22 protein-coding genes are annotated in these 23,534 nt (G+C 67.5%); 11 read left to right on the forward strand and 11 right to left on the reverse strand.

Annotated features, from left to right (window positions below; translation table 11 throughout):
* The 3 genes from VNN10_09255 to VNN10_09265 form a co-directional block, all read right to left on the reverse strand.
* Positions 1-544, reverse strand: a 544-nt coding sequence (locus VNN10_09255) for a biotin/lipoyl-containing protein (GenBank protein ID HXH22205.1), incomplete at its 3' end; no start/stop codon positions are given.
* 16 nt (positions 545-560) lie between these two features.
* Positions 561-1,538 (reverse strand): alpha-ketoacid dehydrogenase subunit beta, encoded by a 978-nt coding sequence (locus VNN10_09260; GenBank protein HXH22206.1) that lies wholly within the window; start codon positions 1,536-1,538, stop codon positions 561-563.
* Positions 1,535-2,575, reverse strand: a complete 1,041-nt coding sequence (locus tag VNN10_09265) for a thiamine pyrophosphate-dependent dehydrogenase E1 component subunit alpha (protein ID HXH22207.1) — start codon at positions 2,573-2,575, stop codon at positions 1,535-1,537. The genes VNN10_09260 and VNN10_09265 overlap by 4 nt, the downstream gene beginning before the upstream one ends.
* 241 nt (positions 2,576-2,816) lie before the next feature.
* Here VNN10_09265 and VNN10_09270 point away from each other — a divergent pair, with 241 nt between their 5' ends.
* From VNN10_09270 to VNN10_09280, 3 genes are all read left to right on the forward strand, one after another.
* Positions 2,817-4,184 (forward strand): M20/M25/M40 family metallo-hydrolase, encoded by a 1,368-nt coding sequence (locus tag VNN10_09270; protein HXH22208.1) that lies wholly within the window; start codon positions 2,817-2,819, stop codon positions 4,182-4,184.
* A complete protein-coding gene (locus VNN10_09275; GenBank protein ID HXH22209.1) occupies positions 4,181-4,903 on the forward strand; it encodes a class I SAM-dependent methyltransferase in 723 nt (240 codons plus the stop codon). Before VNN10_09270 ends, VNN10_09275 begins: the two co-directional genes overlap by 4 nt.
* 286 nt (positions 4,904-5,189) lie before the next feature.
* The gene (locus tag VNN10_09280) at positions 5,190-5,672 is read left to right on the forward strand and encodes a hypothetical protein (GenBank protein ID HXH22210.1); all 483 of its coding nucleotides are present in this window, start codon (positions 5,190-5,192) and stop codon (positions 5,670-5,672) included.
* On the opposite strand, the gene VNN10_09285 is transcribed toward VNN10_09280, so the two are convergent.
* Positions 5,669-6,097, reverse strand: coding sequence for a hypothetical protein (locus VNN10_09285; protein ID HXH22211.1), 429 nt, complete (start codon positions 6,095-6,097; stop codon positions 5,669-5,671). The genes VNN10_09280 and VNN10_09285 overlap by 4 nt on opposite strands.
* 135 nt (positions 6,098-6,232) lie before the next feature.
* Here VNN10_09285 and recG point away from each other — a divergent pair, with 135 nt between their 5' ends.
* From recG to VNN10_09310, 5 genes are all read left to right on the forward strand, one after another.
* Entirely contained in the window at positions 6,233-8,677 is a 2,445-nt protein-coding gene (recG, locus tag VNN10_09290) for an ATP-dependent DNA helicase RecG (GenBank protein ID HXH22212.1), read from the forward strand.
* A 118-nt stretch (positions 8,678-8,795) separates the two neighbouring features.
* Positions 8,796-9,293 carry a DUF402 domain-containing protein gene (locus VNN10_09295; GenBank protein ID HXH22213.1) on the forward strand — a complete coding sequence of 166 codons (498 nt, stop codon included), beginning with the start codon at positions 8,796-8,798 and terminating at the stop codon, positions 9,291-9,293.
* A 107-nt stretch (positions 9,294-9,400) separates the two neighbouring features.
* The gene (locus VNN10_09300) at positions 9,401-10,963 is read left to right on the forward strand and encodes a hypothetical protein (GenBank protein HXH22214.1); all 1,563 of its coding nucleotides are present in this window, start codon (positions 9,401-9,403) and stop codon (positions 10,961-10,963) included.
* Positions 10,964-11,157: 194 nt separating this feature from the next.
* A complete protein-coding gene (argS, locus tag VNN10_09305; GenBank protein ID HXH22215.1) occupies positions 11,158-12,858 on the forward strand; it encodes an arginine--tRNA ligase in 1,701 nt (566 codons plus the stop codon).
* Positions 12,859-12,963: 105 nt separating this feature from the next.
* On the forward strand, positions 12,964-13,335 hold the full coding sequence (locus tag VNN10_09310; GenBank protein ID HXH22216.1) for a DUF805 domain-containing protein: 372 nt from the start codon (positions 12,964-12,966) through the stop codon (positions 13,333-13,335).
* A 224-nt stretch (positions 13,336-13,559) separates the two neighbouring features.
* Here VNN10_09310 and VNN10_09315 read toward each other — a convergent pair whose 3' ends face one another.
* From VNN10_09315 to VNN10_09330, 4 genes are all read right to left on the reverse strand, one after another.
* Positions 13,560-15,485, reverse strand: a complete 1,926-nt coding sequence (locus tag VNN10_09315; protein HXH22217.1) for an NADH-ubiquinone oxidoreductase-F iron-sulfur binding region domain-containing protein — start codon at positions 15,483-15,485, stop codon at positions 13,560-13,562.
* 97 nt (positions 15,486-15,582) lie between these two features.
* Entirely contained in the window at positions 15,583-16,419 is an 837-nt protein-coding gene (locus VNN10_09320) for an NAD(P)H-dependent oxidoreductase subunit E (GenBank protein HXH22218.1), read from the reverse strand.
* A 205-nt stretch (positions 16,420-16,624) separates the two neighbouring features.
* Positions 16,625-16,969, reverse strand: a complete 345-nt coding sequence (locus tag VNN10_09325) for a hypothetical protein (GenBank protein ID HXH22219.1) — start codon at positions 16,967-16,969, stop codon at positions 16,625-16,627.
* A 10-nt stretch (positions 16,970-16,979) separates the two neighbouring features.
* Positions 16,980-18,233 carry an LLM class flavin-dependent oxidoreductase gene (locus VNN10_09330; protein HXH22220.1) on the reverse strand — a complete coding sequence of 418 codons (1,254 nt, stop codon included), beginning with the start codon at positions 18,231-18,233 and terminating at the stop codon, positions 16,980-16,982.
* Between the two features lie 161 nt (positions 18,234-18,394).
* On the opposite strand from VNN10_09330, the gene VNN10_09335 reads away from it, so the two are divergent.
* Positions 18,395-18,892, forward strand: a complete 498-nt coding sequence (locus VNN10_09335; GenBank protein HXH22221.1) for a universal stress protein — start codon at positions 18,395-18,397, stop codon at positions 18,890-18,892.
* Between the two features lie 254 nt (positions 18,893-19,146).
* A complete protein-coding gene (locus tag VNN10_09340; GenBank protein ID HXH22222.1) occupies positions 19,147-19,983 on the forward strand; it encodes an N-acetylmuramoyl-L-alanine amidase in 837 nt (278 codons plus the stop codon).
* 190 nt (positions 19,984-20,173) lie between these two features.
* Here VNN10_09340 and VNN10_09345 read toward each other — a convergent pair whose 3' ends face one another.
* From VNN10_09345 to VNN10_09355, 3 genes are all read right to left on the reverse strand, one after another.
* Positions 20,174-20,545, reverse strand: a complete 372-nt coding sequence (locus VNN10_09345) for an antibiotic biosynthesis monooxygenase (GenBank protein HXH22223.1) — start codon at positions 20,543-20,545, stop codon at positions 20,174-20,176.
* Between the two features lie 245 nt (positions 20,546-20,790).
* A complete protein-coding gene (locus tag VNN10_09350) occupies positions 20,791-21,213 on the reverse strand; it encodes a VOC family protein (GenBank protein HXH22224.1) in 423 nt (140 codons plus the stop codon).
* Between the two features lie 52 nt (positions 21,214-21,265).
* Positions 21,266-21,814: a dihydrofolate reductase family protein gene (locus tag VNN10_09355; protein HXH22225.1), complete on the reverse strand. Its 549-nt coding sequence runs from the start codon at positions 21,812-21,814 to the stop codon at positions 21,266-21,268.
* Between the two features lie 378 nt (positions 21,815-22,192).
* Here VNN10_09355 and VNN10_09360 point away from each other — a divergent pair.
* Positions 22,193-23,534, forward strand: a 1,342-nt coding sequence (locus VNN10_09360) for a PLP-dependent aminotransferase family protein (protein HXH22226.1), incomplete at its 3' end; no start/stop codon positions are given.

The raw sequence follows: 23,534 nt of genomic DNA on the forward strand, positions 1-23,534 counted from the left end.
CGGCGGCCGCTGGCGCGCGAGCCGGCTCTTTCTCCGCGCCGGCCTTCTGCGCCTCCAGGTAGCGCACGACGTCCTTGCGTGTGATCCGGCCGAAGAGGCCCGTGCCCGTAATCCGGCTCAGGTCGACACCATGCTCGCGCGCGAGGTTCAGGACCGCCGGGGAATAGCGCGTCGCGCGGCTGCCGTTGCCCGATGGCCCACCCACCTCCGCACGCGGCGCCATGCCGCGCGGGGCGCCCGCGGCCGCAGGCGCTGGCTCGGGGGCCGAGCTCCGGGCCGCCGGGCCGGGCCTGTCCGCCGCTACCCCGGACGTCTCGATGTAAGCCAGCGGCTCTTCGACCTTGACCTTGTCGCCTTCCTGGACGACGATCCTCAGCTTTCCGGCCCAGGGCGAGGGTATCTCGACGTTCACCTTCTCCGTCTCGACCTCCACCACCGGCTCATCGACCTCGACGTCGCTGCCGTCTTCCTTCAGCCACTTGAGGACTGTGCCTTCGGTGACGCTTTCACCGACCTTCGGCATGATCAGCGCTTCTTCAGCCATGTCCCGCTCCGGCCGCTCAGTACGCGGCCAGTTCCCGCATGGCCGCTGCGATCTTCTCGGCGTTGGGGAGGCAATGCTCCTCCAGCCCGCGGTTATAGGGGAAGGCCGGCACGTCCGGCGCCGCCAGGCGTGTGATCGGGCCGTCCAGGCTCTCGAACGCCTCCTGCGCGATCAGGGCCGCGACCTCGGCGCCGGCGCCGCACGTGATGTTGTCCTCGTGCACGATGAGGATCTTTCCCGTCTGTCGCGCCCGGTCGAGGATTGTCTCCCTGTCCAGCGGGGCCAGCGTGCGCAGGTCGACCACGCAGGCCTCGATGCCCTCGGCACTCAACGTCTCCGCCGCCTGGAGCGCTTCGTGCACCATGAACCCGTAGGTAAACACCGTCAGGTCGTCACCCTCGCGCCGCACCTCCGCCGGACCAATCGGCACCAGGTAGTCGCCCTCCGGGACTTCGTCCTTGACCAGCCGGTAGGCGCGCTTGTGCTCGAAATAGAGCACCGGGTCCTCGTCCCGGATCGCGCTGCGCAGCAGTCCTGCGGCATCGGCGGCCGTAGACGGCACCACGACCTTCAAGCCTGGCACGTGCATGAAGAAGGCCTCCACCGACTGCGAGTGGTAGAGCGCGCCAGAGATACCGCCCCCGAAGGGCGCCCGCACGACAATCGGGCAGCCCCACCCTCCGTTGGACCGATACCGGATGCGGGCCGCTTCGCTCACCAGCTGGTTCATCGCCGGGAAGATGAAGTCCGCGAACTGTATCTCCGCCACCGGCCGCATGCCGTTGAACGCCGCCCCGATCGCCACTCCGACGATGCTCGACTCCGCCAGCGGCATGTCGATGACCCGCCGGGCGCCGTACTTCGCTGCCAGCCCTTCCGTGATGCGGAAGACACCCTGCTGCACGTCCTCTCCCAGGACGAAGACGCGCTCGTCCGCACCCATCTCCTGGTCGAGCGCGTCGTGAATGGCCTCCGCGTACTGCTTCAGGGTCATCGCGCGCCGCCCCCGCCCGCGCTCTCCGGCTCGAAGAACACGTGCCGGTAGACGGACTCTGGCTCCGGCTCGGGCTGGGCCTCGGCATAGGCAAGCGCATCGCGCACTTCGGCCTCCGCCCGCGCCTTGTACTCCTCCGCCTCGGCGCTGGTGAGCAGGCCGTGCTCCTCGAGGTAGAGGCGGTGCCTGTCGAGAGGGTCGCGCTTGATCCACTCCGCCAGCTCCTCGCGCGTGCGATAGCGCCGGTCGTCGTCCGAGCTCGAGTGAGGCACCAGGCGGTAGGTCTTCGCTTCGATCAGCACCGGCCCTCGGCCGCGGCGGCAGTCTTCGACCGCCATCCGCGTCGTCTGGTACACGGCCGTCACGTCGTTGCCGTCCACGGTGTGCCCGCGCAAGCCGTAGCCGCGCGCCCGGTCGGCGACGTTCTTGATCGGCATCTCCTTCTCCGCCGACTCCGTAATCGCGTAGCCGTTGTTCTCGCAGAAAAAGATGCACGGCAGCTTGTGTATGGCCGCGAAGTTGAGGCCTTCGTGAAAGTCGCCCTGACTCGTCGCCCCCTCGCCGAAATATGCGATCGTCACGTCGTCCTCGCCGCGCATCTTCGACGCGAGCGCGATCCCGGCGGCATGCGGCATCTGAGTGCCGACGGGGCTGCCCCGCGTGATTATCCGTAACCTCGGGTAGCTCCAGTGGTTCGGCATCTGGCGGCCGCCGGAGTTCGGGTCGTCGGCCCGGGCCAGGAAGTGCAGCATGATCTCGCGCGCGCTCATGCCCAGCGCCAGCACGACGCCCACGTCGCGGTAGTAGGGCAGCACCCAATCCTTGCCGGGCCGCAGCGCGTACGCGCTCCCCACCTGGCAGGCCTCATGGCCCTGGCCCGTTACGGCGAAAGCTGCCCGGCCCTGGCGGTTGAGGATCATCATCCGGTCGTTCAGTTGCCGCGACACCAGCATGTGGTAGTACATGTCGCGCAACTGGGCGTCCGTGAGGCCGACGTGAGCGGCGACGCCCTCCGACCGGGGAGGAGTGCGGACCATGGGGTCCTCCGTCCCGAGCGAGGCCCGGCGGGCCATCCGATCCGATTATAGGCCGGTGTCATGCGGCCCGATTACATGATCGGCCGCGGCGTCGTGAAAACCGCATAGCGAACGCCTTCCCGGGGCCGGCGGGCGCTGGCAGGAGGTACGAGACTCCGCCAGGGGCGGCGTCTGATGTCCCGCAAGCGTGCCCGCAGCTGCCGTGCGCTATCATCTCGGCTGCACGGGACGGGAGGGTGATATGACCGACGTCGCCGCTTACATCGACAGCCACCTCGATGAAGCCATCGAGCGCCTGCGCCGATACGTCGCCCTGCCCAGCGTCGCCGCCCAGGGACAGGCGATCCCGGAGACCGCGGCCTTCGTGAAGCGCCTGCTGGAGGACGCCGGCGCCACGGCGGAAGTGCTCGAAAAGGAGCCGCCCGGAAACCCGGTCGTCGTAGGCGAGATACCAGGCCGGTCGGCCTACACTCTCCTCCTCTACAACCACTACGACGTCCAGCCGCCCGAGCCGCTCGAGTTGTGGACAGCCCCGCCATTCGAAATGCGGCGCGACGGCGACACCCTTTACGCGCGAGGCATCAGCGATAACAAGGGCCACCTCATTTCTCGCCTCCTCGCCATCGAGGCCGTCCGGCAGGCGAACGGCGGCGCTCCGCCTGTAACCATCAAGTTCCTCGTCGAAGGAGATGAGGAGATCGGCAGCCCCAGGCTCCTCGAGTTCGTGCATTCCCACCGCGAGCGGCTCGCGGCGGACGTCTGCCTGCACGAAGGTGGCGGCGTCCACACTAGCGGTCGCCCCCTGATCAGCCTCGGCGTAAAGGGCATAGTCAGCGTCGAGCTCCGCGTGCGCACGGCCCTGCGCGACGCCCACTCCTCCCTCGGCGCCACGTATCCCAACGCCGCCTGGCGCCTGGTCTGGGCCCTCGCCAGTCTCAAGGACCCTGACGAGAACATCCTCATCCCCGGCTTTTACGACAAGGTCCGGCCGCCAACTCCTCTCGAGGAGGAGTTCCTGCGCGGCGTGCCGCCGGAGGAGGAGGAAACGTTGCGCCGCATGGGTATGAAGGACTTCGTGCGCTCCGTTCGCGGCTACGAGTACCAGCGCCGCCTCGCCTTCGAGCCGACCTGCACGATCAACGGCATGGGCTCCGGTTACCAGGGCCCCGGCACGAAGACCGTCCTTCCCGCCGAGGCCATGGCGAAGCTCGACTTCCGCCTCGTGCCCGACCAGGAGCCGGCCAACATCGTCGCCAGGCTGCGCCGCCACCTGGACGCCCAGGGATTCGAGGACGTCGAGATCGCTGCCTCAGACGGCGAATACCCCGCCCGCTCGGATGCGTCGCATCCCTTCGTCGAAGTCGTGCGCACCGCGGCCCGTGAGGTCTACGGCCTCGAGCCGGTTACCGTCCCGAACGGCGCAGGGACACAGCCGCTCCACCCCCTGATGCACACGCTCGGCGTACCAGTGGCCTCCGCCGGCATCTCCAATCCGGACGGCCGCGCCCACGCCCCTGACGAGAACATTCGCCTGCAGGACTTCCTGCTCGGTACCCGTCACGTCGCCGCAATCATCCAGCGCCTCGGCGACCTCGCCCCTCGAGGATGACGCCAGCGTCTTCCGACCTCGACCGCGTGCGCCGCGCCTGGGACCGCCTCGGCCGCTCCGACCCCTACGGGGCCGTTCTCTCCGCTCCCGGCAAGCGCGGCAACCGCTGGGACCACGACCAGTTCTTCGCGACCGGCCGGCGCCAGGTCGAAGCCCTCCTCCAGCGTCTGGATGACGAAGGGATCAGCTTCCGTCGCGGCCGCGCCCTGGACTTCGGTTGCGGCCTTGGCCGCCTCACGCAAGCCCTCGCCGAGCACTTCGACTCCGTCGTCGGCGTCGACATTGCGCCCTCCATGATCGAAGGAGCCGAACGCTACAACCGTTACCCTGGCCGCGTTACTTATCTCCTCAACGAGGCGCCCGACCTCCGCGGCCTGGAGGCCGCTAGTTTCGACTTCGCCGTCTCTTATGTCACGTTACAGCACATGAAGCCGTCCCTTGCCCTGGGCTACGTCGCCGAAATCGTGCGCCTCCTCGCGCCCGAAGGCGTAGCCGTGCTCCAGGCGCCATCCCGCGCGGCGCGCACCCCGGCCGGCCTGCTCACGGCCCTCCTGCCGTCGTCCCTCCGGGCGCGCCTGCGTGGCATGGAGATGCACGCAATCTCCCCGGCTGATTTCGAGGCCGAAGTCATGGCCGCCGGCGCCTCGGTCATCCGCGCCTGGCGAGACGACGCCACGGGAAAGCGCTGGCTTAGTCACACTTACGTTGTCCGTAAGTAGTCAAGCGTAACCGGTCAACGAAACTACCATAACTCAAAGCGCGCGTTTTTGACCGTAAGGATGGGGCGTGCCAAACTGACGTCCCAGATAGCATTTCGCTTCGCCACACACGAAACGTTCAGGCGTTAGCAACGTTTATGTCCTACGACTAAGCGACGCCTGAGTGGCGCCATCAGTAGACTCGCGCGGTAGCCCGGACGGCAGCCGGGCGCCTATCGACCGCGCCCTGATTGCAGGGAGGTAACGACATGACTGATTCAGCGAGGCATGAACGCGCCCTCCAGACTTGAGGTTCGCGCGGCCGGCGGCGCGTCAGCTTACGGGAGTGCTCCTGGTCGTCTCGGCGCTCCTTCACTCGGCTGACAGCATCTCCGCCTTCACAGAAGTACCCCAGGCTTACGTCGCCACCACCCCCGTCGCTGGCGTCACGCTCCACGTCCTCGCTGCGCCGGAGCCACCGCCGCCGCCCGTGGTGCCGACCCGCGAGCGCCTGATCGCCCTCGCCCAGGCCACATGGCCGCACGATCCCGAGACGGCCGTGCGCATCCTGGTCTGCGAGAGCCAGGCCGGCGACCACCCGGACACCTTCAGCCTGGAAGCCGAAAACGGCGGGCCAATGCAGCTGAACCGGTCCACGTGGGAGCCCTACTTCGCGGCCATGAACGGCTGGACCTGGGAACAGCTGGTCACCGACGAGGCCATCCACTTCCAGGCCGCTCGCATCATCTACGACCGCGCCGGCGGCTGGGCTCCCTGGCGTTGCCGCTAATCCGCGGCCAGCGGGTTGTTAGCCTGGCGCTCCGCCCACTCGCGGCCCTCCCGCATCGCCGCCTGGAGTGTCGGCGCGTAGTGCCCGCGGCTGCGCAAGTCCATCGCCGCCTCGATGCGCTCGCGCGGCGCGCCCCGCCCCTCCAGGTTCGCCCGGAAGCCCTCGAGGTCGCCCGCGAACGCCTGCTGCCAGCCCGCCGTCCTGTCGAAGGCCGCGAAAGTCTCCAGCACACCGACGTAGTTGAACCGGTCCATGAACTGCAGGTCCGCTGCCGATTCCCCCTCCCAGACGAACAGGCGCTTGTTGCCGGCCAGGTTATAGGCAGCGTGCAACTTTAGACTCGGCGGCGCCTTACCCTGCCAGATCACGGCCCACAGCTCCGCATCCCGCGCCCGGTCCGACGTCAGCATCGAAACGAAGAGCATGCCCTCCTGCCTTTCTCAGCGCGCCCGCGCGCAGCATCGCAATCGGTGCTCATTGTCCCCGCCGCAGAACCTCCGTTCCACTCAGGGCTGGCCGCCCGCCCGCAGCGCAGCGTATCCTACGCCAAGAGACAGGTCTTGAACCGCACGGCTGCACCCCGCACTCCCGCCCGCGGCCCGCACCGGCCTGCTGTCCCGGAAACAGTCGCCCAGCTCCGGCGCATCCTCCGGTTCGAGCTGTCCAAAGGCTGTGACGACTCCGCTGTCATCGGGGGGCTGGACCGCTACCTCGAGCGCGCCCGCGCCGACCCGGCCGTCGCCGCCGTCCTCGACTCCGTCCCGAGGCTCCCCCGCGGCTACCGCGCGCTCCCCGCTGGCGAGCGCCGCGACTGGATCCGCAAGGCGCTGACGGCCCAGCCAGTGCGCAAGCCTGCTGCCAGGCCGGCGAAGGCCGCGTCGAAGCCACAGGGGCCCGCCGCCCCGCCGCGGCCCGACCCCGAGTCGAGCCCACTCGACTGGCCGGCTAGCGCCATCAAGGGAGTCCGCGCCGCCACGGCTGCCCGCCTCGCCAAAATGGGCCTGCGCACCGTCCGCGACGTCCTCTACCTGTTCCCCAACCGCCACAACGACTTCGCCGACATCCGCACCATCGCCGAGCTACGCCCGGGCGAGGAGCAGACCTGCGCCGTCCAGGTGCTCCAGGCCCAGATCGTGCGCCTCGGCCGCATGCACGGCACGGAGGCCAAGGTCCACGACGGCACCGGCACCATGCGCGTCGTCTGGTTCAACCAGACCTATCTTGCCGATCAGCTCAAGCCCGACGACCGTATTGTCCTCTCCGGCAAGGTGAGCCTCTTCAACGGGCTCAAGACCATGGAGTCGCCCGAATGGGAGCGCCTTCAGGGTGAAGAGTTGACCCACACCGGCCGCATTGTGCCCGTCTACCCGCTGACCCAGGGCCTCAGCCAGCGCGTGCTGCGCCGCATCGTCAAGGAGGCCGTCGACCGCTTCGCTGCTCTTGTCCCGGAGGCACTCCCCGAGGACCTTCGCGGCCGGCACAGGCTCCCCGGCATCACCGAGGCCCTGCGCCAGATGCACTACCCCGACACCATGGAGGACTACCGCGAAGCGCGGCGCCGGATGGCCTTCGAGGAGTTGCTCTGCGTCCAGCTGGCCGTCCTCGATCGCCGCCTGGCCTGGCAGGAGGGGCGTGCCCCGGTCTTCGACACCCGCGGCGTCATCGACGTCTACCGCTCCGCCCTGCCCTTCGCCCTGACCGGCGCCCAGGAGCGCGTTATCGGCGAGATCGCCCGCGACCTCTCCTCCAGCCGGCCCATGGCCCGCCTCCTCCAGGGCGATGTCGGCAGCGGCAAGACGGCCGTGGCCGGCGCCGCTCTCGTCGTCGCCGCGGCCAACGGCTACCAGGGGGCGATCATGGCGCCGACGGAAATCCTGGCGGAGCAGCACTATCGCACCCTGTCGGACCTCCTCGGTCGCGTCAAGTTCGCCGAACGCCGGCCTCTGCGCATCGAACTCCTGACCGGCTCGCTGTCGGGCCGCGGCCGCCGCGAGGCGCTGCGGGCGCTAGCCGCCGGCGAAGTCGACGTCGCCGTCGGCACCCACGCCCTGATTCAGGAAGGCGTCACCTTCCACCGCCTCGGGATCACGATCGTCGACGAGCAGCACCGCTTCGGTGTCATGCAGCGCGCCGCCCTCCGTGAGCGTGCCGCCAACGCCGGCTATCAGACGCCGCACCTCCTGGTCATGTCCGCGACGCCGATCCCGCGCACCCTCGCGCTCACCTTCTTCGGCGACCTCGACGTCTCCGTCATTGACGAGCTGCCGCCCGGACGCCAGCCGGTCGAGACGCGCTGGGTGCCTCCCGGCGAGCGTCGCGAAGCCTACGACTTCATCCGCTCCCAGGTCCGGGACGGCCGCCAGGCGTTCATCGTCTGCCCCCTGGTCGAGGAGTCCCAGGCCCTTCAGACGAAGGCCGCGACCCGGGAATACGAAATGTTGTCGCGGGAGGTCTTTCCCGACCTGCGCCTCGCCCTCCTTCACGGCCGCATGCCCTCCGCCGAAAAGGACCGCGTCCTGCGCGACTTCCGCGACCGCAAGTACGACATCCTCGTCGCCACGACCGTGATCGAGGTCGGCATCGACATCCCGAATGCGACCGTGATGCTGGTCGACGGCGCCGACCGCTTTGGCCTCGCCCAGCTGCACCAGCTCCGCGGCCGCGTCGGGCGGGGCGCCGGGCAGAGCTACTGCCTCCTCCTGGCCGAGGAGCCCTCGGACGCGGCCCGCGAGCGTCTCCAGGTGCTCGAGCGCACGAGCGACGGCTTCGAGTTGGCCGAGGCCGACCTACGCCTCCGCGGCCCGGGCGACTACTTCGGGACTCGCCAGAGCGGACTACCCGAGTTCCAGGCTGCCGACTTCTCCGACATCCGCCTCATCGAGACCGCCCGTCAGGAGGCCAGGGCCATCCTCGACCTCGACCCGGGCCTGCAACTGCCCGAGCATGCCATCCTGGCGACGGCGGTAGCGCGCGCCAAGCGTATCGTCACGGGCGAAGTCAGCTAGGGCCGCGGGCGTCCGAAGCCCCTCCTCTCGTGCCCGCCGTCTTCATCTGCAATCAGCGGTGTCGCCCGGCCGCGCACTTCTCTTGCAGTCCTCGGCGGCAGCGCGGCAGAATCGGCCGGTGGAAGCCATCGGCCGCACGATCCAGATCCGGGGCACCTCCTACGCCGGCGACCCGCACTGGTTCCACCCGGCGTTCCTGGTCATGGAGCGTAACGGCCTCATCGTCACCCAGACCTTCGCGGGCACGGAGGTGGCCACTCGCACCGGCCCCTGGGCCTCCCCCTACCACGCCCGCGGCCACTACTGGGCCGACCGTTGGTACAACGTCATCCGTCTCGACCACCCCCGGGGCGGCGGCCTGCGGGGCTACTACTGCAACATCGCCACGCCGGCGGAGTTCGACGGCGAGAACCTCCACTACTGTGACCTCCAGCTCGACGTCTTCGTCGACGCACACGAGGGCGGTCTCAGCGCTGACGTGAGGGACGAGGATGAGTTCGAGGAGGCCCGCGTGCGCTTCGGCTACCCGGAGTCCCTCGTCCGCAACGCGCGTCTTGCCGTCGAGGAGCTGCTGGCGCTGGTCGAGGCACGCGCCTTCCCCTTCGCCGCAAGCTAGCGGCGCAACCACGGGCGTGCCATGGCGTCACCGCCCTGTAGCAACGCGATGGAGTGTCTGGTACCCTGCCCTCGCCGGGACGTCCGTCCGGGAGGTGACTTGAGGCGATGGCGAGGACCGTGGGCCCAGTCGCCCGGCGCCCGAAACGTCGCCGCGCTCGCCCTCCCTCTGACCACCTCGCCCAGCAGGCCTTGCCGGCCGCGCTCGCCGCCATGCAGCGCCAGATGGGAAATCACACTCTGGCGAGGCTCCTCGGAAAGAATCACGGCGTCGCCTCCATTGGCGGAGCGCAGGTCTACAGGGAGAAAACGGACGAGCAGTGGTGGGCAAAGCACCCCGGGGGAGCAGCATTGCAGCCCTGGCAGCAGGCCTTGTTGGACTCGGCGAGGCAACGCCGCGAAGCAGGCCCTGAATCGCCCGGCCAGCAGGCCGGCGAGGCCGGCGGCGGTCTGGGCGGCCTCGCGGGAGCCATCAAGCAAGTGCAGGGGCAGATGCTCGTGGAGCAGGGAAAGGCAGTCGCCTCAGGAGTCGGCGGTCTCGTTGGCGGCGCCGTCGACCAGCTCTCCGGGGTCGCGTCGATCTTCTCCGGCGAGGCCGGGCCTCAGGAGGAGGAGAAGACAGGACTCACCGGCATCGCCGGGCTACTTTCCGAGGCGCAGAAGCGCATACTGATCGAGCAAGGGAAGCAGATAGCGTCCGGCGTTGGCGGCCTGGTCGGCGGCGCCGCGGAGCAGCTTGCAGACGTTGGTTCCGCCGTGTTCGGCGGGCTGCAGGGCCAGGCGCCTGCGGCCGGGGCCGTGCAGGCACGGGCGCCCGGCGCCAAGATGCTGCCGGTGTGGAACAGCATCCTGGCGAACGTCGAGGCGGCAATCTCCCTCCTGGACCAGAAGTCCCCGGACCCCGAGGCGGCGCTTCGGCTGCTGCAGGCCGCAGCGGCCGAGGGCGACCAACTGACGTCGCTGGTCGATGAGCTGCCCCGCCAACAGGCCACGGGCGAACTCCTCTACGCGGTATACGGCGCAACCGGCACTCTCGATTCCTCGGTCCTGATGCTCCAGCCGCATGCCGGCGTTCTCCGCCCATTGCTAGAAGTTGCCTCGGACCTGGAGGATGTCGCTGTCTCAATGCAGAGCACTGCCTCCGAGTTCCCGGAGCTCCAGCAGAAGGAAGCTGCGCCAGAGGAGGAGGCGCCCGCCGAGACTCCCGAAGCCGGGGAGGCCTCGACCGCGCACGGCTGGCCGTACTCGGGGGCTGCCTACGAGCCATGGCGTTTCGTCGGAGGCGGCCTCTACTTCGATTACTTCTCGAAGCCAAAGTCCGCGAAAAAGGCAGCTGCCGCCAAGAAGCTTTCGGCCGGCGAGCACTGGTGCAAAGCGATCGAGTACGTCCAGAGCAGTGCCGGCTCGCTCAGGCAGGGATTGATCCCGCTGCTGGCGCTGGCCGCGCTCCGGCAGGCAGGGGCAGAAGTCAGACAGGCCAAGGACCTGGTTGAAGGCGGTAGCCTCGTCTGGGGTAAGGTTGGCGGGACCGCCGGCAGGATCGAGAACCTGGTGACGCAACTGGAGCCCCACGTGGGGGCACCGCAGCCGCTCGCGGAGATAATACGGCGGCTCAGGCGGACTGCGGCCGATATGAGGAAAGACACGCCTAAGATCGCCGCGCTCGGCTAAGGCCCCAGCGGCCGGGGCGGATGCCGGATGCACCTTGTCGCGGTTGCCTGCGCGACGTAGACTCTCTGCGTCGCCCTTCTCCGGAAGGGTGATTCACTTCCCGCCGCCACCAGGCGCGCCGGAAGGGGCCGGGGTTGTGAACTGCCCTTCATCGAAGGGCAGTCTGGTTTTGGGGGCGGGATAGAGGTGCAGGGATGACAATCCGCAGCGAAATCGCTCGCCTTGTCGATGAGGCCGCGAAAGCAGCCCAGGCCGCGGGCGAGATACCGCCCGTCGGCCTTCCGGAGCCTGCCGTCGAGCGTCCCGCCCGGCCGGAGCACGGTGACTACGCCTCCAGCCTGCCCATGCGCCTCGCCCGCACGGCCCGCCAGGCGCCCCTGGCCCTGGCCGAGGCCATCGCCCGCCACCTGCCAATCACGGAACCGGTCGGCGAGGTGCAAGTCGCCCCGCCCGGGTTCATAAATATCCGCCTTCAGGACCGCTGGCTCGCCTCCCAGGTCAACGCGATCATCGCCGCGGGCGAGAAGTATGGCTCCAGCTCGCTTGGGAAGGGCCAGCGCGTCCAGATCGAGTTCGTCAGCGCCAACCCGACAGGCCCCCTGCACGTCGGCAACGGCCGCTGGGCCTCCATCGGCGACTCCCTTGCCCGCGTCCTCGAAGCCGCCGGCTACGAGGTAGAGCGCGAGTACCTGGTCAACGACGCCGGCACCCAGGCGGCGCTCTTCGCCGACAGCGTCTTCGCCCGCTACCTCCAGCTCTTCGGCAAGGACGCCCAGCCGCCGGCGGACGGCTATCACGGCGACTACGTAGGGGAAATTGCCGAACAGATTCGGGATGAGGTCGGCGACCGCTTCCTCTCGAGTCAGGAGACTCCGGCGGAGCTGAAGCGCCTGGCCATCGCCAAGATGGTCGACCGTATCCGCGACGACATGGCCGCCATCGGCGTGCACTACGACGTCTGGTTCTTCGAGTCTTCCCTGTACGAGGAGAGCAATACGTTCGAGACGGCGATGAAGCTGATCAAGCAGCAGGGTGCGGTCGTCGAGAAGGAAGGCGCCGTCTGGTTCGCCAGCAGCGCCCTGGGCGAGGACAAGGACAACGTCATCATCCGATCGAACGGCGCGCCCACCTACTTCGCCTCCGACATCGCCTACCACTACGACAAGTTCATGATCCGCGGCTTCGACAAGGTCATCGACATCTGGGGCGCCGACCATCAAGGTCACGTCTCGCGAGTGAAGACGGCGGTGCAGGCCCTCGGCGTGCCGGAGGGACGGCTGGAGATCATCATCGGCCAGCTCGTGAGCGTCCGCAGGGGCGACTCCGCCGGCCGCCTATCGAAGCGCGCCGGCAACGTCATCAGCCTGCGCGAGGTCGTCGACGAAGTTGGCAAGGACGCCTGCCGCTTCTTCTTCCTCTCTCGCTCCGCCGATTCCCAGATGGAGTTCGACCTCGACCTGGCGAAGAAGCAGTCGAGCGAGAACCCCGTCTACTACGTTCAGTACGCCCACGCCCGCATCGCCGGCATCCTCACGCAGGCGGCCGAGCGCGACCTGAGCCCGGAAGGCGGCGACGTATCGCTGCTGACCGACCCCGCGGAGATGGCACTGATCCGCAAGATGCTCCTGCTGCCGGAGCTGATCGAGTCCATCGCCGAGTCGCACGAGCCCCACCACCTGCCTCACTACGCCATGGATCTGGCGACGGCCTTCCACGAGTTCTACGAGCGCTGCCGCGTCATGCCCCGCTACCTGGACGACGAGGGCCGCGAACGCACGCCTTCGGAGGCCGAAGTGGCGCTGGCCCGCGCCCGCCTCCGCCTCGTCGCCGCCGCGAAGATCACGCTGGCCCGCACCCTGGGCCTCATGGGCATGGAAGCACCCGAGCGCATGTAGTGTGCCCTCCCGCCTTGCGACGAGTCGGCGCCTCTGGCCAGCGACGTACGGCTCCTGCGTCCGCTAGTATTGCCCGACTGGCCGGGGATTCGGGAAGGAGTGGTCATGGATTACTACATGGCGGTCCTGCGCAAATACGCCGACTTCAGCGGCCGGGCTCGGCGCGCAGAGTACTGGATGTTTGCGCTCATCAACCTCTTGATCTCGATTGGCTTGGCGATAATCGACACCGCCATCCTCGGCATCGAAGGGTCCGTCGGCGTCCTGGGGAGCCTTTATGGCCTTGCCGTGCTCATCCCGAGCCTGGCGGTAGGTGTGAGGCGCTTGCATGACACCAACCGCAGTGGCTGGTGGCTGCTCATAGGCTTGATCCCGGTCCTGGGCGCCATCGTGCTGATAATCTTCTTCGTGCAGGACAGCGACCCGGGCGTGAACCAGTACGGCCCCAACCCCAAGGAGTCAGTGGCGGCCGCTTAATCGCCGCCGTCAGCGATCAGGTTCCTTACGGCCAGACTTCCGGACGTCCTGGCCCTGGCGCGCTCACGGCCGGAAGAGGGGGCACTTCAGCATCGTTCACCTCTGCCGTTCGGATCCGGAGATGGCCTTCGACCGCCCGATCAGGCGGAATCTCGAAGCGCCAGTCGTCGTGTTCGTCGCTGCGGGCCGCGCCGCGCGTACGGCGGCAGCGGGCCGGCACTCTGTTAGCGTTCGGCGGGCTGGACGGAGATGGGTTCGGGGGCGGGGCCGATGCCGGCAGGGAAGCGGTCGATGACCGTAACCGCCTCCGGGGCGATCTCCTTGCAGGCGTTGCAGCGCACGCAAAGGTCCTGGTCGATCACCCAGACGCCATCCTCCTGGACGATGGCGCTCGTCGGGCAGTAGTCGGCGGCCTTCGGAAGGTTCGGGTCCTGCGGCAGGCGTATCTGGTACTCGACGAGGCCCTTGCAGACCCGGGCGCGGCAGCGCCGGTCGTAAATGTGCTCTTCGAGCTCGTCCATGAACCAGTCGAGGGCGTGGAGGATGGTCACGGGGGCGAGTTGGCCGTGCTGGCAGTTGGCGTTGCGGAGTGTGTCGCAGAGCAGGCGCATCTTCGGGATGTCGGACTCGCGGCCACCGCCGCGCTTGATGCGCCGGAGGATCTCGACCATGCGCTGGCTGCCGCCGTGGCAGGTGGTGCAGCGCCCGCAGGACTCGTCCTCGACGAACCAGTGGATCTGGGAGAGGACGTCAATCACGCAGGACCCTTCGTCCATGAAGACGAAGCCGCCACCCCCGAGGGAGCCAAGCTTGTTCTCACGGTAGACCTCAGCCTCCATGCCGAGGTCGAGGTAGAAGTCGGGCGTGATCCCGGTGAGGGGCCCGCCGATCTGGATGGCCTTCACCCTGCCCATACCGGGGACGCCTCCGGCGCAGACCTCCAGTAGCGTCCGGAGCGGTGTGCCGAACGGCAGCTCGAAGCAGCCGACGCGCTCGACGTCGCCGGAGGCGCAGAACATCTTCGTGCCGGCGTTGCGCGCGGTGCCGACCTCCTTCCACTTCTCGACGCCGTGCCGCAGCACCCAGGTGGCGGTGTGATAGCTCTCGACGTTGTTGACGTTGGAGCCCTCGCCGAAGACGCCGGACGCGGCCGGGAAGGGCGGACGGATCTTCGGCATGCCTCGCGAGTCCTCGATGGAGGCGATGAGGCCAGACTCCTCGCCGCAGACATAGCTGCCCGCGCCCCGGACAATTTCCATCTCGAAAGACCAGTCGCTGCCGAGGACGTTCTTGCCGAGGATGCCCTTCTCGTAGGCCTGCTCGACCGCCTTTTTCATGCGCTCGAAGGCGAGCGGGTACTCCTCGCGGATGTAGATGTAACCGTGCCAGGCGCCTGTCGCCCAGCCGCCGATCATCATGCCCTCGATCAGGCTGTGAGGGTCGTTCTCCATGGTCATGCGGTTGAGCCAGGCGCCGGGGTCGCCTTCGTCGGCGTTGCAGACCATCGACTTTGGCGTCGAAGTGGAGGTGCGGAGGAAGTCCCACTTGCGCCCTGTGGGGAAGTAGGAGCCGCCGCGGCCGCCGAGGGTGGAGGCGATGACCTCGGCGATGACCTCCTCCTGCGTCATCGTCATCGCGCGCTCCAGGCCTCTGTAGGCGCCGCGCACCAGGGCCTCGTCGATGTTCTCGGGGTCGATCTCTCCCATGTCCTGCATGAGGCGGCGTACCTGGACTCTCCACCAGGGGAAGCTGTCCATGTCCGGCACGTGCGCCCCTGGCGAGCCGTGGAAGGCGCCAAGCGTCCAGCGGTCATACGCCTCCTTCCTCACGAGGACGGACTCGACGAAGGCGGCTGCTTCCTCAGGGAAGACCTTCTGGTAAACGATCCTGGCGCCGTGGGGGTCGGAGGCCGAGGGCGGCTGCTGGACGATGACGACGGGGTTGGCGAAGGACAGCCCGTTGCCGCCTACCTGGTCCACATTGACGTCGAGGCCGCGGCGGCTGACTTCATCGCGGATGGCGGCCAGCGTTTCGAGAGCGCCCTTCGCGATGCTCGACGTGTCGATACAGACGGCGATGCGGGGCTTGTCGAGCGCCTCGATGCGGCGGCGGGCGGGGTCGGCCTGGCGGACGAGGTCGGCGAGCGTCAAACCTCACCCTCCTGCGCCTTCGTCGTCGACGGAGAGGCGGACCCCTCGAGGCACCGGGCGTTGCTGAACGGGAGGCGCCGGGCGGTCCTGAGGAGGGTCATTCCAGGTCTGCCTTGCGGACAGGAATGCGGCCTTCCAGGACCTTGCGGACCAGGTCCACGGTCTCGGCGGCAGTGAGCGGGCCGATGACTTTGCCATTGACCCAGACCTGGGGGGCGTTGTCACAGGTGCCGTTGCACTGGCCGAGATGGAGGCCGACCTTGTTGTCCGGGGTGCTCTCGCCCAGGGAGCAGCCGAGCATGTTCTCGAGCACAAGCTTGATATTCTCGCCGCCCTTGATGAAGCAGGCGGGGCCGCTGCACCAGGAGATGGTGACCTCCGGCGGAGGAGTCTCACGGAACTCGGAGTAGAAGCTGATAGCGCCGTATACCCGCGCCTCGGTGATGCGGAGGTGCTGGGCCACGGCAGGGATGGCGGCCTTTGGTATGTAGCCGTAGTGGTGCTGGATGCGGTGCAGCGCCTCGAGGAGGTCGCCATGGCCGGGCACGAGTCCGTCCAGGAGGCGCCGGACTTCGAGGGTTGCCTCCGTAGTGCGCGCGGCGCCGTAGAAGCTTGTCTTTGCCAGGCCTTCGACGGGTATCAGCCGCTGGCCGAGGGGGTCGACCCCAAGGCCGAACTCCTGCAGGGTGACGGCGCCAAGCAGCGGCTGGCCGCCTTCCTCCGCAAAGACCACGACGGTGGGGACCTCCTGGCCGCCGAGCCGGGCGAGAGCGGAGCCGACATCGCGCTCGATCACGCGCTCGTCGGCCATGCGGAACCGGCGGCGAAAGCGCGGCCGGACGCCGAGCCGGGCCAGGGCGTCCCTTGGGATGGACGTGTAGCTGGAACCGGTATCGACGAGGGCCTCGAAGCGCTCCCAGCGGCCACCGTCCATCGAGCCTAATTCGATCGGGACGCTGAAGGCGCTCACGGAATGGCCGCCGACCTGAGTGTCATCGCGGCCAATATACGAAAGGGCCTGGGTAGGGTAAAGAAAGGCGCGGCGGAGGACCGCAAACACGGGCGGCCGGAGCCGGAGCCGCCGCGCCGCGATTCGAGGCGGAGTGGTCGCCCCGGGCCGGGCGATCGGCCTGGAGCCGCTAAAGGCCCTGGGATACTGCAGTCTCCAGAGTGAACTCGTAGTACGTGATGGCTTCGCTGACGGCGAAGTGGTCGCGCACGAACTCGATCTGGGGCGCCTTCGCCATCACTGACTCGCGCGACAGGTTGGCCCCCAGGTTGGGCCAGCGCATGATGACCGGCATTTGGCCAAAGCGCCCCGGGGCGCCGACCTCGAGCAGCTCCGGCCTCTTCCGGAGCATATAGAGGAACGCATCCACGAGGGTGTGGACCGCGGCCGTGCCGTCCCCCGAGCGCATCTGAGTGCGCGCGGCCTCGATCTGCGAGCGGAGTTCAGGGTCCGCGATCTGGTCGGGGCGGGCCATCTTCCGGCTCCTAAATCGAGGAGTTCACGGGGAACTCAACGTTGTCGAGCTGCTTCTCCCGCCACTTGCGCTGCTTGGTCTCGTGGCGGTCCTTGAAGTCCGGCAGCACCTTCCGGCCGAAGAGGTCGATGGCCTCCATGATGTCCTCGTGCTTCCGGTCGCCGCTCTGGGCGACGAGGATCAGCACGTCCAGGTGCTGGTCTTCGTACTTCTGGATGTTCTTACGGATCGTGTCCGGCGACCCGATCGCCTGGCCGCTGCGGGCAGCGCGGAAGAGGGCCCGCTGCACTTCGTCCTCCGGCTCCTTCTCGGCGATCTCCTCCCGGCTGAGGAGACGCGCCTGGCGCAACGTTTCGCGGCCGTCGCGCTCCTCCTGGGGCAGGGACATGAACTGGCGGTAAATGTTGGCGCGGCCGGGCTGGTGGCGGCTGCCGGTCATCGGGTTGTAGTAGTAGCCGAGTGAGTAGGAGAAGAAGCCGGGCCCGTTGCGGCTGCGGTGGACCGCTTCCTCGTCGGTCGGGGCGCACATGAAGGAGGAGAGGACGGCCAGCGCGGGGTTGATCGCGTGGCCTATGGGCATGCATTCCTCCCGCACGAGCTCGTAGTAGTGCTCAGCCCGCTCCCCGAGTTCTTCCGGGGTCTCGAACCCGAAGCCGAGGGAGCCGATGCCCAGGCGCGCGGCGACCATGGTCGTCTCGCGGCGCGAGGCGGCGACCCAGATCGGCGGGTGGGGCTTCTGCACCGGCTTCGGGATGACGTTGCGCTCGGGCATGCTGAAGAACTCGCCCTTGAAGCCGGGGTAAGGAGTCTGGACCATCATGTTCGCGATCTCGCGCGTGGCCTCTTCCCACATCGCCTTCTTGAGCCCGCGGTCGACGCCGAAGCCGCCGAGCTCCATGTCCGAGGAGGACTCGCCGGTGCCGAATTCGACGCGGCCGTTCGACAGGATGTCGAGGGCGGCGATGCGCTCCGCGACGCGGGCGGGCGGGTTGTAGGGTGGCGGCGTCAGCACGATGCCGTGGCCGAGGCGGATGTTCTTCGTCCGCTGGGAGAGGGCGGCCATCATCATCTCCGGCGCCGAGGAGTGCGAGTACTCCTCCAGGAAGTGATGCTCCACTTCGAAGACGTAGTCGAAACCCAGCTTGTCCGCCAGCTCGACCTGGTCGAGCATCTCGTGATATATGCGCCGTTCGGCGTCCGGGTCCCATTGGTCCGCGTCCAGAGGCTTCGGGAGTTGGAGCTCGTAGAAAAGGCCAAACTTCACGGTCCCCTCCTTGTGCTGCTCGAATAAGCTAACACCCAGGCCGGCCAGTGTCACGGAAGTGCGACGCCCGGCCCAACGAGGCTGTTCGGCACCGTCCGTTTGGCACTTGGTAAGCCCGGCGCCAACCGACACATTCTCCTAAAGAATATGGGAGGCCGGCCATGGACCGTACTATTCTTGCCACCCTCGACGGGTCCGCGCTCTCGGAGGCAGTGCTCAAGTACCTGCCGGCGATCGTCCGGCCGAACGACGTGATCGTCCTGCTCACCGTGCTTCACTACCCGGAGGCCCGCAGACGGTCGACCACCGGTTATGAGCTGCCGGTCGTGGCGGGCTCCACCGTGGCCGTGATGGAGCCGATCACGCCGCCCTACGCCGAGGACGAAGCCCAGGCCCTGGAAGCGAGTCGCGCAGAGGCGCGCGAGTACCTGATGGACCGCGGCCTGATACTGCGTAACGAAGGCCTCACCGTGAAGGCGGAGGTGGTCTTCGACGACAATCCCGCGCACGGCATTGTCGAGTTCGCGCGCGAGCTGGGGCCGCTGTTCATCGCCATGGCGACGCACGGCCGCGGCGGGCTGGACCACGCGCTACACGGCAGCGTGTGCGAGGCGGTGATACGCAGCGGCGTGGCCCCGGTCCTGGTCGTGCGGCCGTAGGCGGCAATAGCCGCCTGGAGGGCCACGAAAGTCTCGCCGTCGTAGCGGATCAGGCGGACCTCGTCGGGCCGCGCGATCTGCTCCGCCGTGAGAGATGCCGGAGTTGGCCCAGACGGCGGCCTCGCGTCCTCGGCAGAGCCCGGAAACTCACACACCTCTGACGAAGTTCGTGCGGGCGCATCCGAGGGCCGCGGCCCGGGACTTGTCTCGAACGGCACACCTCCGCTAACTTCCGCAATTAGCCGGGGGTGTCGTTGAAGAGCGCTCTATACGTTGCGGCAGGAGTCGTCTGCGCTACCGCGGTCATTGCGACGCTTGGCTTCGGCCCGGCTAGAGGCGCGTCACCGGCGCTCTCGGAGGGGCCGGCGCTGACTCAGGACGCGGTGTCAGATGCAACCGGCGCCGAGTCCGCCACGCCCCAGTCACGGCGCCTGGTGGCGCTCGACCCCGGGCACGGCGGGGACGAGGTCGGGGCGGCGTGGAACGGCGTGGTCGAGAAGCACTCGAACCTAGACATGGCGCTGCGCGTGGAGGCCCTGCTCATTGCCCAGGGCTTCAACGTGCTCGTGGTGCGGCGGACGGACGAGCGCGTTAGCCCCGACCCCAACTTGCCGCCCGTGGGCGGGTCGCCGACGCGGGTAGACCTCCAGGCGCGGATCGACATGGCGAACGCGGCCGGCGCCGATGTGTGGGTCTCCATCCACTCCAACGGCTCGTCGGACCGGACGCAGAGTGGTGTCGAAGTCTGGTACGACCCCAACCGCGCCTTCGGGCAGCAAAACCTGGACCTGGCCTGGCTGCTACAGCGCTACATCCTCGACGAACTCTGGGCTTACGGCTACCCCGCTGTCGACCGCGGCATCAAGGACGACGCGTGCTTCCGCTACCGCAATGGACGCTGCTTCCAGCTCTATGTCCTCGCCGAGCGCGCTAATGGCCGCGGCACCCAGATGCCGGGCGCGCTGGTGGAGGCGCTCTTCGTCTCGAACCCCGCCGACAACAGCGTGCTCGCCGACGAGGCCGGGCGCGACGCCATCGCGCGAGGCATCGCGCGCGCGATAAGCGACTTCCTGGGCCCGCCCGGGGAATGAGCGCGGGCGCGCCCTGAGTTTAGGGGCCGGCCAGCGTCCGCCGCCAGCCTCACGAGCGACCCGCTCCAACTTTCTCCAGTCGGACTCCGCCGGCTTGACCGTGCGCCAACTGCTGACGGTCGCTGTCGGGATCGGGGCGCGCGGAAGTCATTTCAGATTCGGATGCGCTGAGAAGTGCGCTGGCGTCCAGCTACCATGCAGATCGCTGCGCCTGGAAATTGCCCATCTCGCCGCTGACGCCGAGTCGCGCCATGAACAATTGCGGGTCAAAGCCGATCTCCCGGTAGTAAGCCCGCACGGCCTCGCCCGCCGCCGCGACTGCCGCGGGGCTCTCCCACACTGCGATCGTCGCGACATTGAAGGCCGTGGGCCCGCCCGTCTTCTCCAGTACGAGGTGGCCGCGGAACCCCGGCAGAGTCTCAAGGAAGGCGAGGCTGCGGCGCATGGCTCCATGAAACTCTTCGCGCGCGCTCTCCGGGACCTGGAAGACATCGACGCGCAACTGCAAATCGGGGTCCGCCTGGAGATCGATGGTGATCGTCAGAGGTCTGCTCGTGGGCATGGCCTCCGCCCCCTGACCTGAATTAGGCGGTACTTTCAAAAGAGCATCTCCTCAGGACTGAAGTCTCTCCGCCGTCGATACCAGATGCTGTCAGGCCGACGGTCGACCGCGCAGGCAGACAGCACTGCACCGAGCCATTTAGCCCGTCCGGCGGGCTAATCGCTTCCCCCACCTCGTCCACGGAGGCGAACGCGGTAGTCATCAGTTTCATGGTCACGGATCCTTCGGACCTCGGCTCGCTCGCCTCAGTCAGGAACCACTATCTCCGGGTTCCAAAGGACCTCCCATAGATGTAGGTCCGGGTCCTGGAAGTAGCCGGCGTAACCGCCCCAGAACGTGTCCTGTGGCGGCTTGACGATTCGCGCCCCCGCCCTGCGCGCTTCCTCCATCACTTCGTCTACTTCCTTGCGGCTGTTTACGTTGTAGCCGAGGCTGAATTCGGTCGGGCTGGGTGCGCTCTGGGGCAGGCCGGCGTCCCAGGCCAGGTTGCGACGTTCCCAGATCGCCAAGATTAGGCCATCGCGCATCTCGAAGAAGGCAACAGCTCCATGCTCAAACTCGGTGCCGAAGATGCCGCGAGTCGGCAAGCCGGGGCCGTCGCGGTAAAAGGTGAGCGCCCTTTCGAGGTCATCGACCCCGATGGTTATTGCCGTTACTTGCGGCTTCATGTTTCGCCAACCCTTCCATGGTGACCTGTCAAGCCGATCAAATCGCCGCTCATCATGCGTTTGTGCGGTAATTGAGGTAGAGCACGCCGTTGTCATAGGACTCGCAGGCCGCGAGCGAGAACTTTGAGGCCGCCGCCCCAGGCTCGAAAAGCCGCGGACCTTGCCCGCGCGTGAGTGGGTACACGCATAGGTGCAACTCATCGACTAGGCGGTCCGCTAGCATGGCTCGGACCAGCGTCCCGCTTCCGCTGACATAAAGGTCGCCATCTACCTCCTGCTTCAGCCTGCGAATCGCGCCGGCGTCATAAGGCCCGATGACTTTCGAGTTGTTCCAGGTCGGGTTCGCGAGCGTTGCCGAGACGACGTACTTGGCTGTGTTGTTGAAGAACGGCGCTCCGGGATCGTCCTCTACCGTCCGCCTCGACCAAGCGGGCCAGAACATTTCATAAGTAATGCGTCCGAGGAGGATGCCGCGGCAGCGGTCCGTCACCTTGCCGATCGCCTCTCCCATTTTAGGATCGAAACCGTACTCGAATGTCCATGTCGGGGCGTCGATCACGCCGTCGAGGCTCATGAATTCGTGGACTTGTATTGCTCCCATACGTAACCTCCGTCTCATGTAGCTGAGGATGACTGGTCTAGCGTCGCGAATCGAGTCACTGAGTGTTGCTCCCATCGCTGTCACGATCTTGCAGGCCGATGGCGCCTAGGACGGCGGCAGGAAGTCCGGGCTGGTCGAGCGTCGCATTGGGCTGCTCGTAGATGCCGAAGTCAAGCAAGGCTTAGGACCAACGGTCCCTCATGCTGGGCGGAACTAAGGACTTGACTAATCACGACAGGTGGTCACCTGCCCGGCCTTCACGTGCGCGCCCTTGCGTCATGGCTCGTTTAGCTAGAGTAGAGATTGGTCAGAGGATCAGTAAAGGGCCAATCACGGTAGTCCTTGAGTAGTCCAATTTCAGGCACGTAGCATAGGCGCATGGAGGTACACGTCAGCCTCGGCGGACGGGAAAATCTCAGTGCGTCGATCCACAGACAGCTCCGGCAGGCGATACTTGACGGCCGCTTGCGGCCCCGCGAACCGCTACCGCCAACACGAGAGATGGCGCGTCGCCTTAAGGTGGCGCGTGGTACAGTGACGGCGGCTTATGACCGGCTCTGGGGTGAGGGATTCGTGGTCTCGCGGGTCGGCGCTGGCACCTTCGTCAGCGACCACCTTCCACGGGTTGCTCACAACGCTCCGGACAGGCAGCCCACAGGCCCGCTGAGGGCGCGCCCGGTCTGGGAGTCTGTCTCTCTCGCGACTGGGTTCGCGCGTGAGGCTCGCTACGACTTCCGTACGGGACTGCCCGACGCGACGCTCTTCCCGTACGGCGCCTGGCGACGCCTCATCGCGCGTCATATGGTGCCGGAGGCACCCGGCCGTGGTGTCTACGGCCATCCGGCAGGCCACGCGCGGCTACGGGAGGCGATTGCTCGCCACGTTGGCATCTCACGCGGCGTCCAAGCGCTGCCCGAGGACGTTGTGATCACCAACGGCACCCAGCAAGCGCTCGACATCATCGCTCGAGTCATCCTTGAGCCGGGCGATGTCATCGCCGTTGAAGCGCCGGGCTACATGCCGCCTGACATGCTCTTCAGGTCGCTAGGCCTTGCCGTGCGCGGCGTCCGCGTCGACAGGCAGGGCCTCGACGTAGCGGCGCTCCCGGAAACGGCTCGACTCGTCTACGTGACGCCATCGCATCAGTACCCGTTGGGGATGGCGATGTCCCTGCAGCGGCGCCTCGCCTTGCTCTCCTGGGCCGATGCGCATAACGCGGCAATCGTCGAGGATGACTACGATAGCGAGTTTCGTTTCGGCGGCCGTCCAATCGAGCCGCTCCAGACCTTGGACCGCAACGGCCGCGTGATCTACGTCGGCTCCTTCTCGAAGACGATGCTTCCTACGCTACGGCTGGGCTTTGTCGTCGCGCCGCCGGCCCTGCGTGACGCCGTCTACAAGGCAAAGTACGTCACGGACTGGCACTCTGCGCTTCCGGCGCAAGGCGCGCTGGCGGAGTTCATCGACCAGGGAGGGTTCGCCCGCCATATCCGCAAGCTGCGCTCGGTATACGAAAAGCGCCACCACCTCATACGCGCCATCCTGGCCCGCGACTTCGATAAGCAGTTGGAGGTCGTTCCCTCAGCAGCCGGCCTGCATCTCACGGCCCTCGTCCTCGAGCCTTATGCCCACCATACGCCGACGATCGTCAGGCGAGCCGCGGATCTGGGAGTGGAGGTCCACGAACTCTCCCAAGTCGCGGCCCGCGCCAAAGGCCAGC

This window comes from Dehalococcoidia bacterium, assembly GCA_035574915.1.
GTDB lineage: Bacteria > Chloroflexota > Dehalococcoidia > DSTF01 > WHTK01 > DATLYJ01.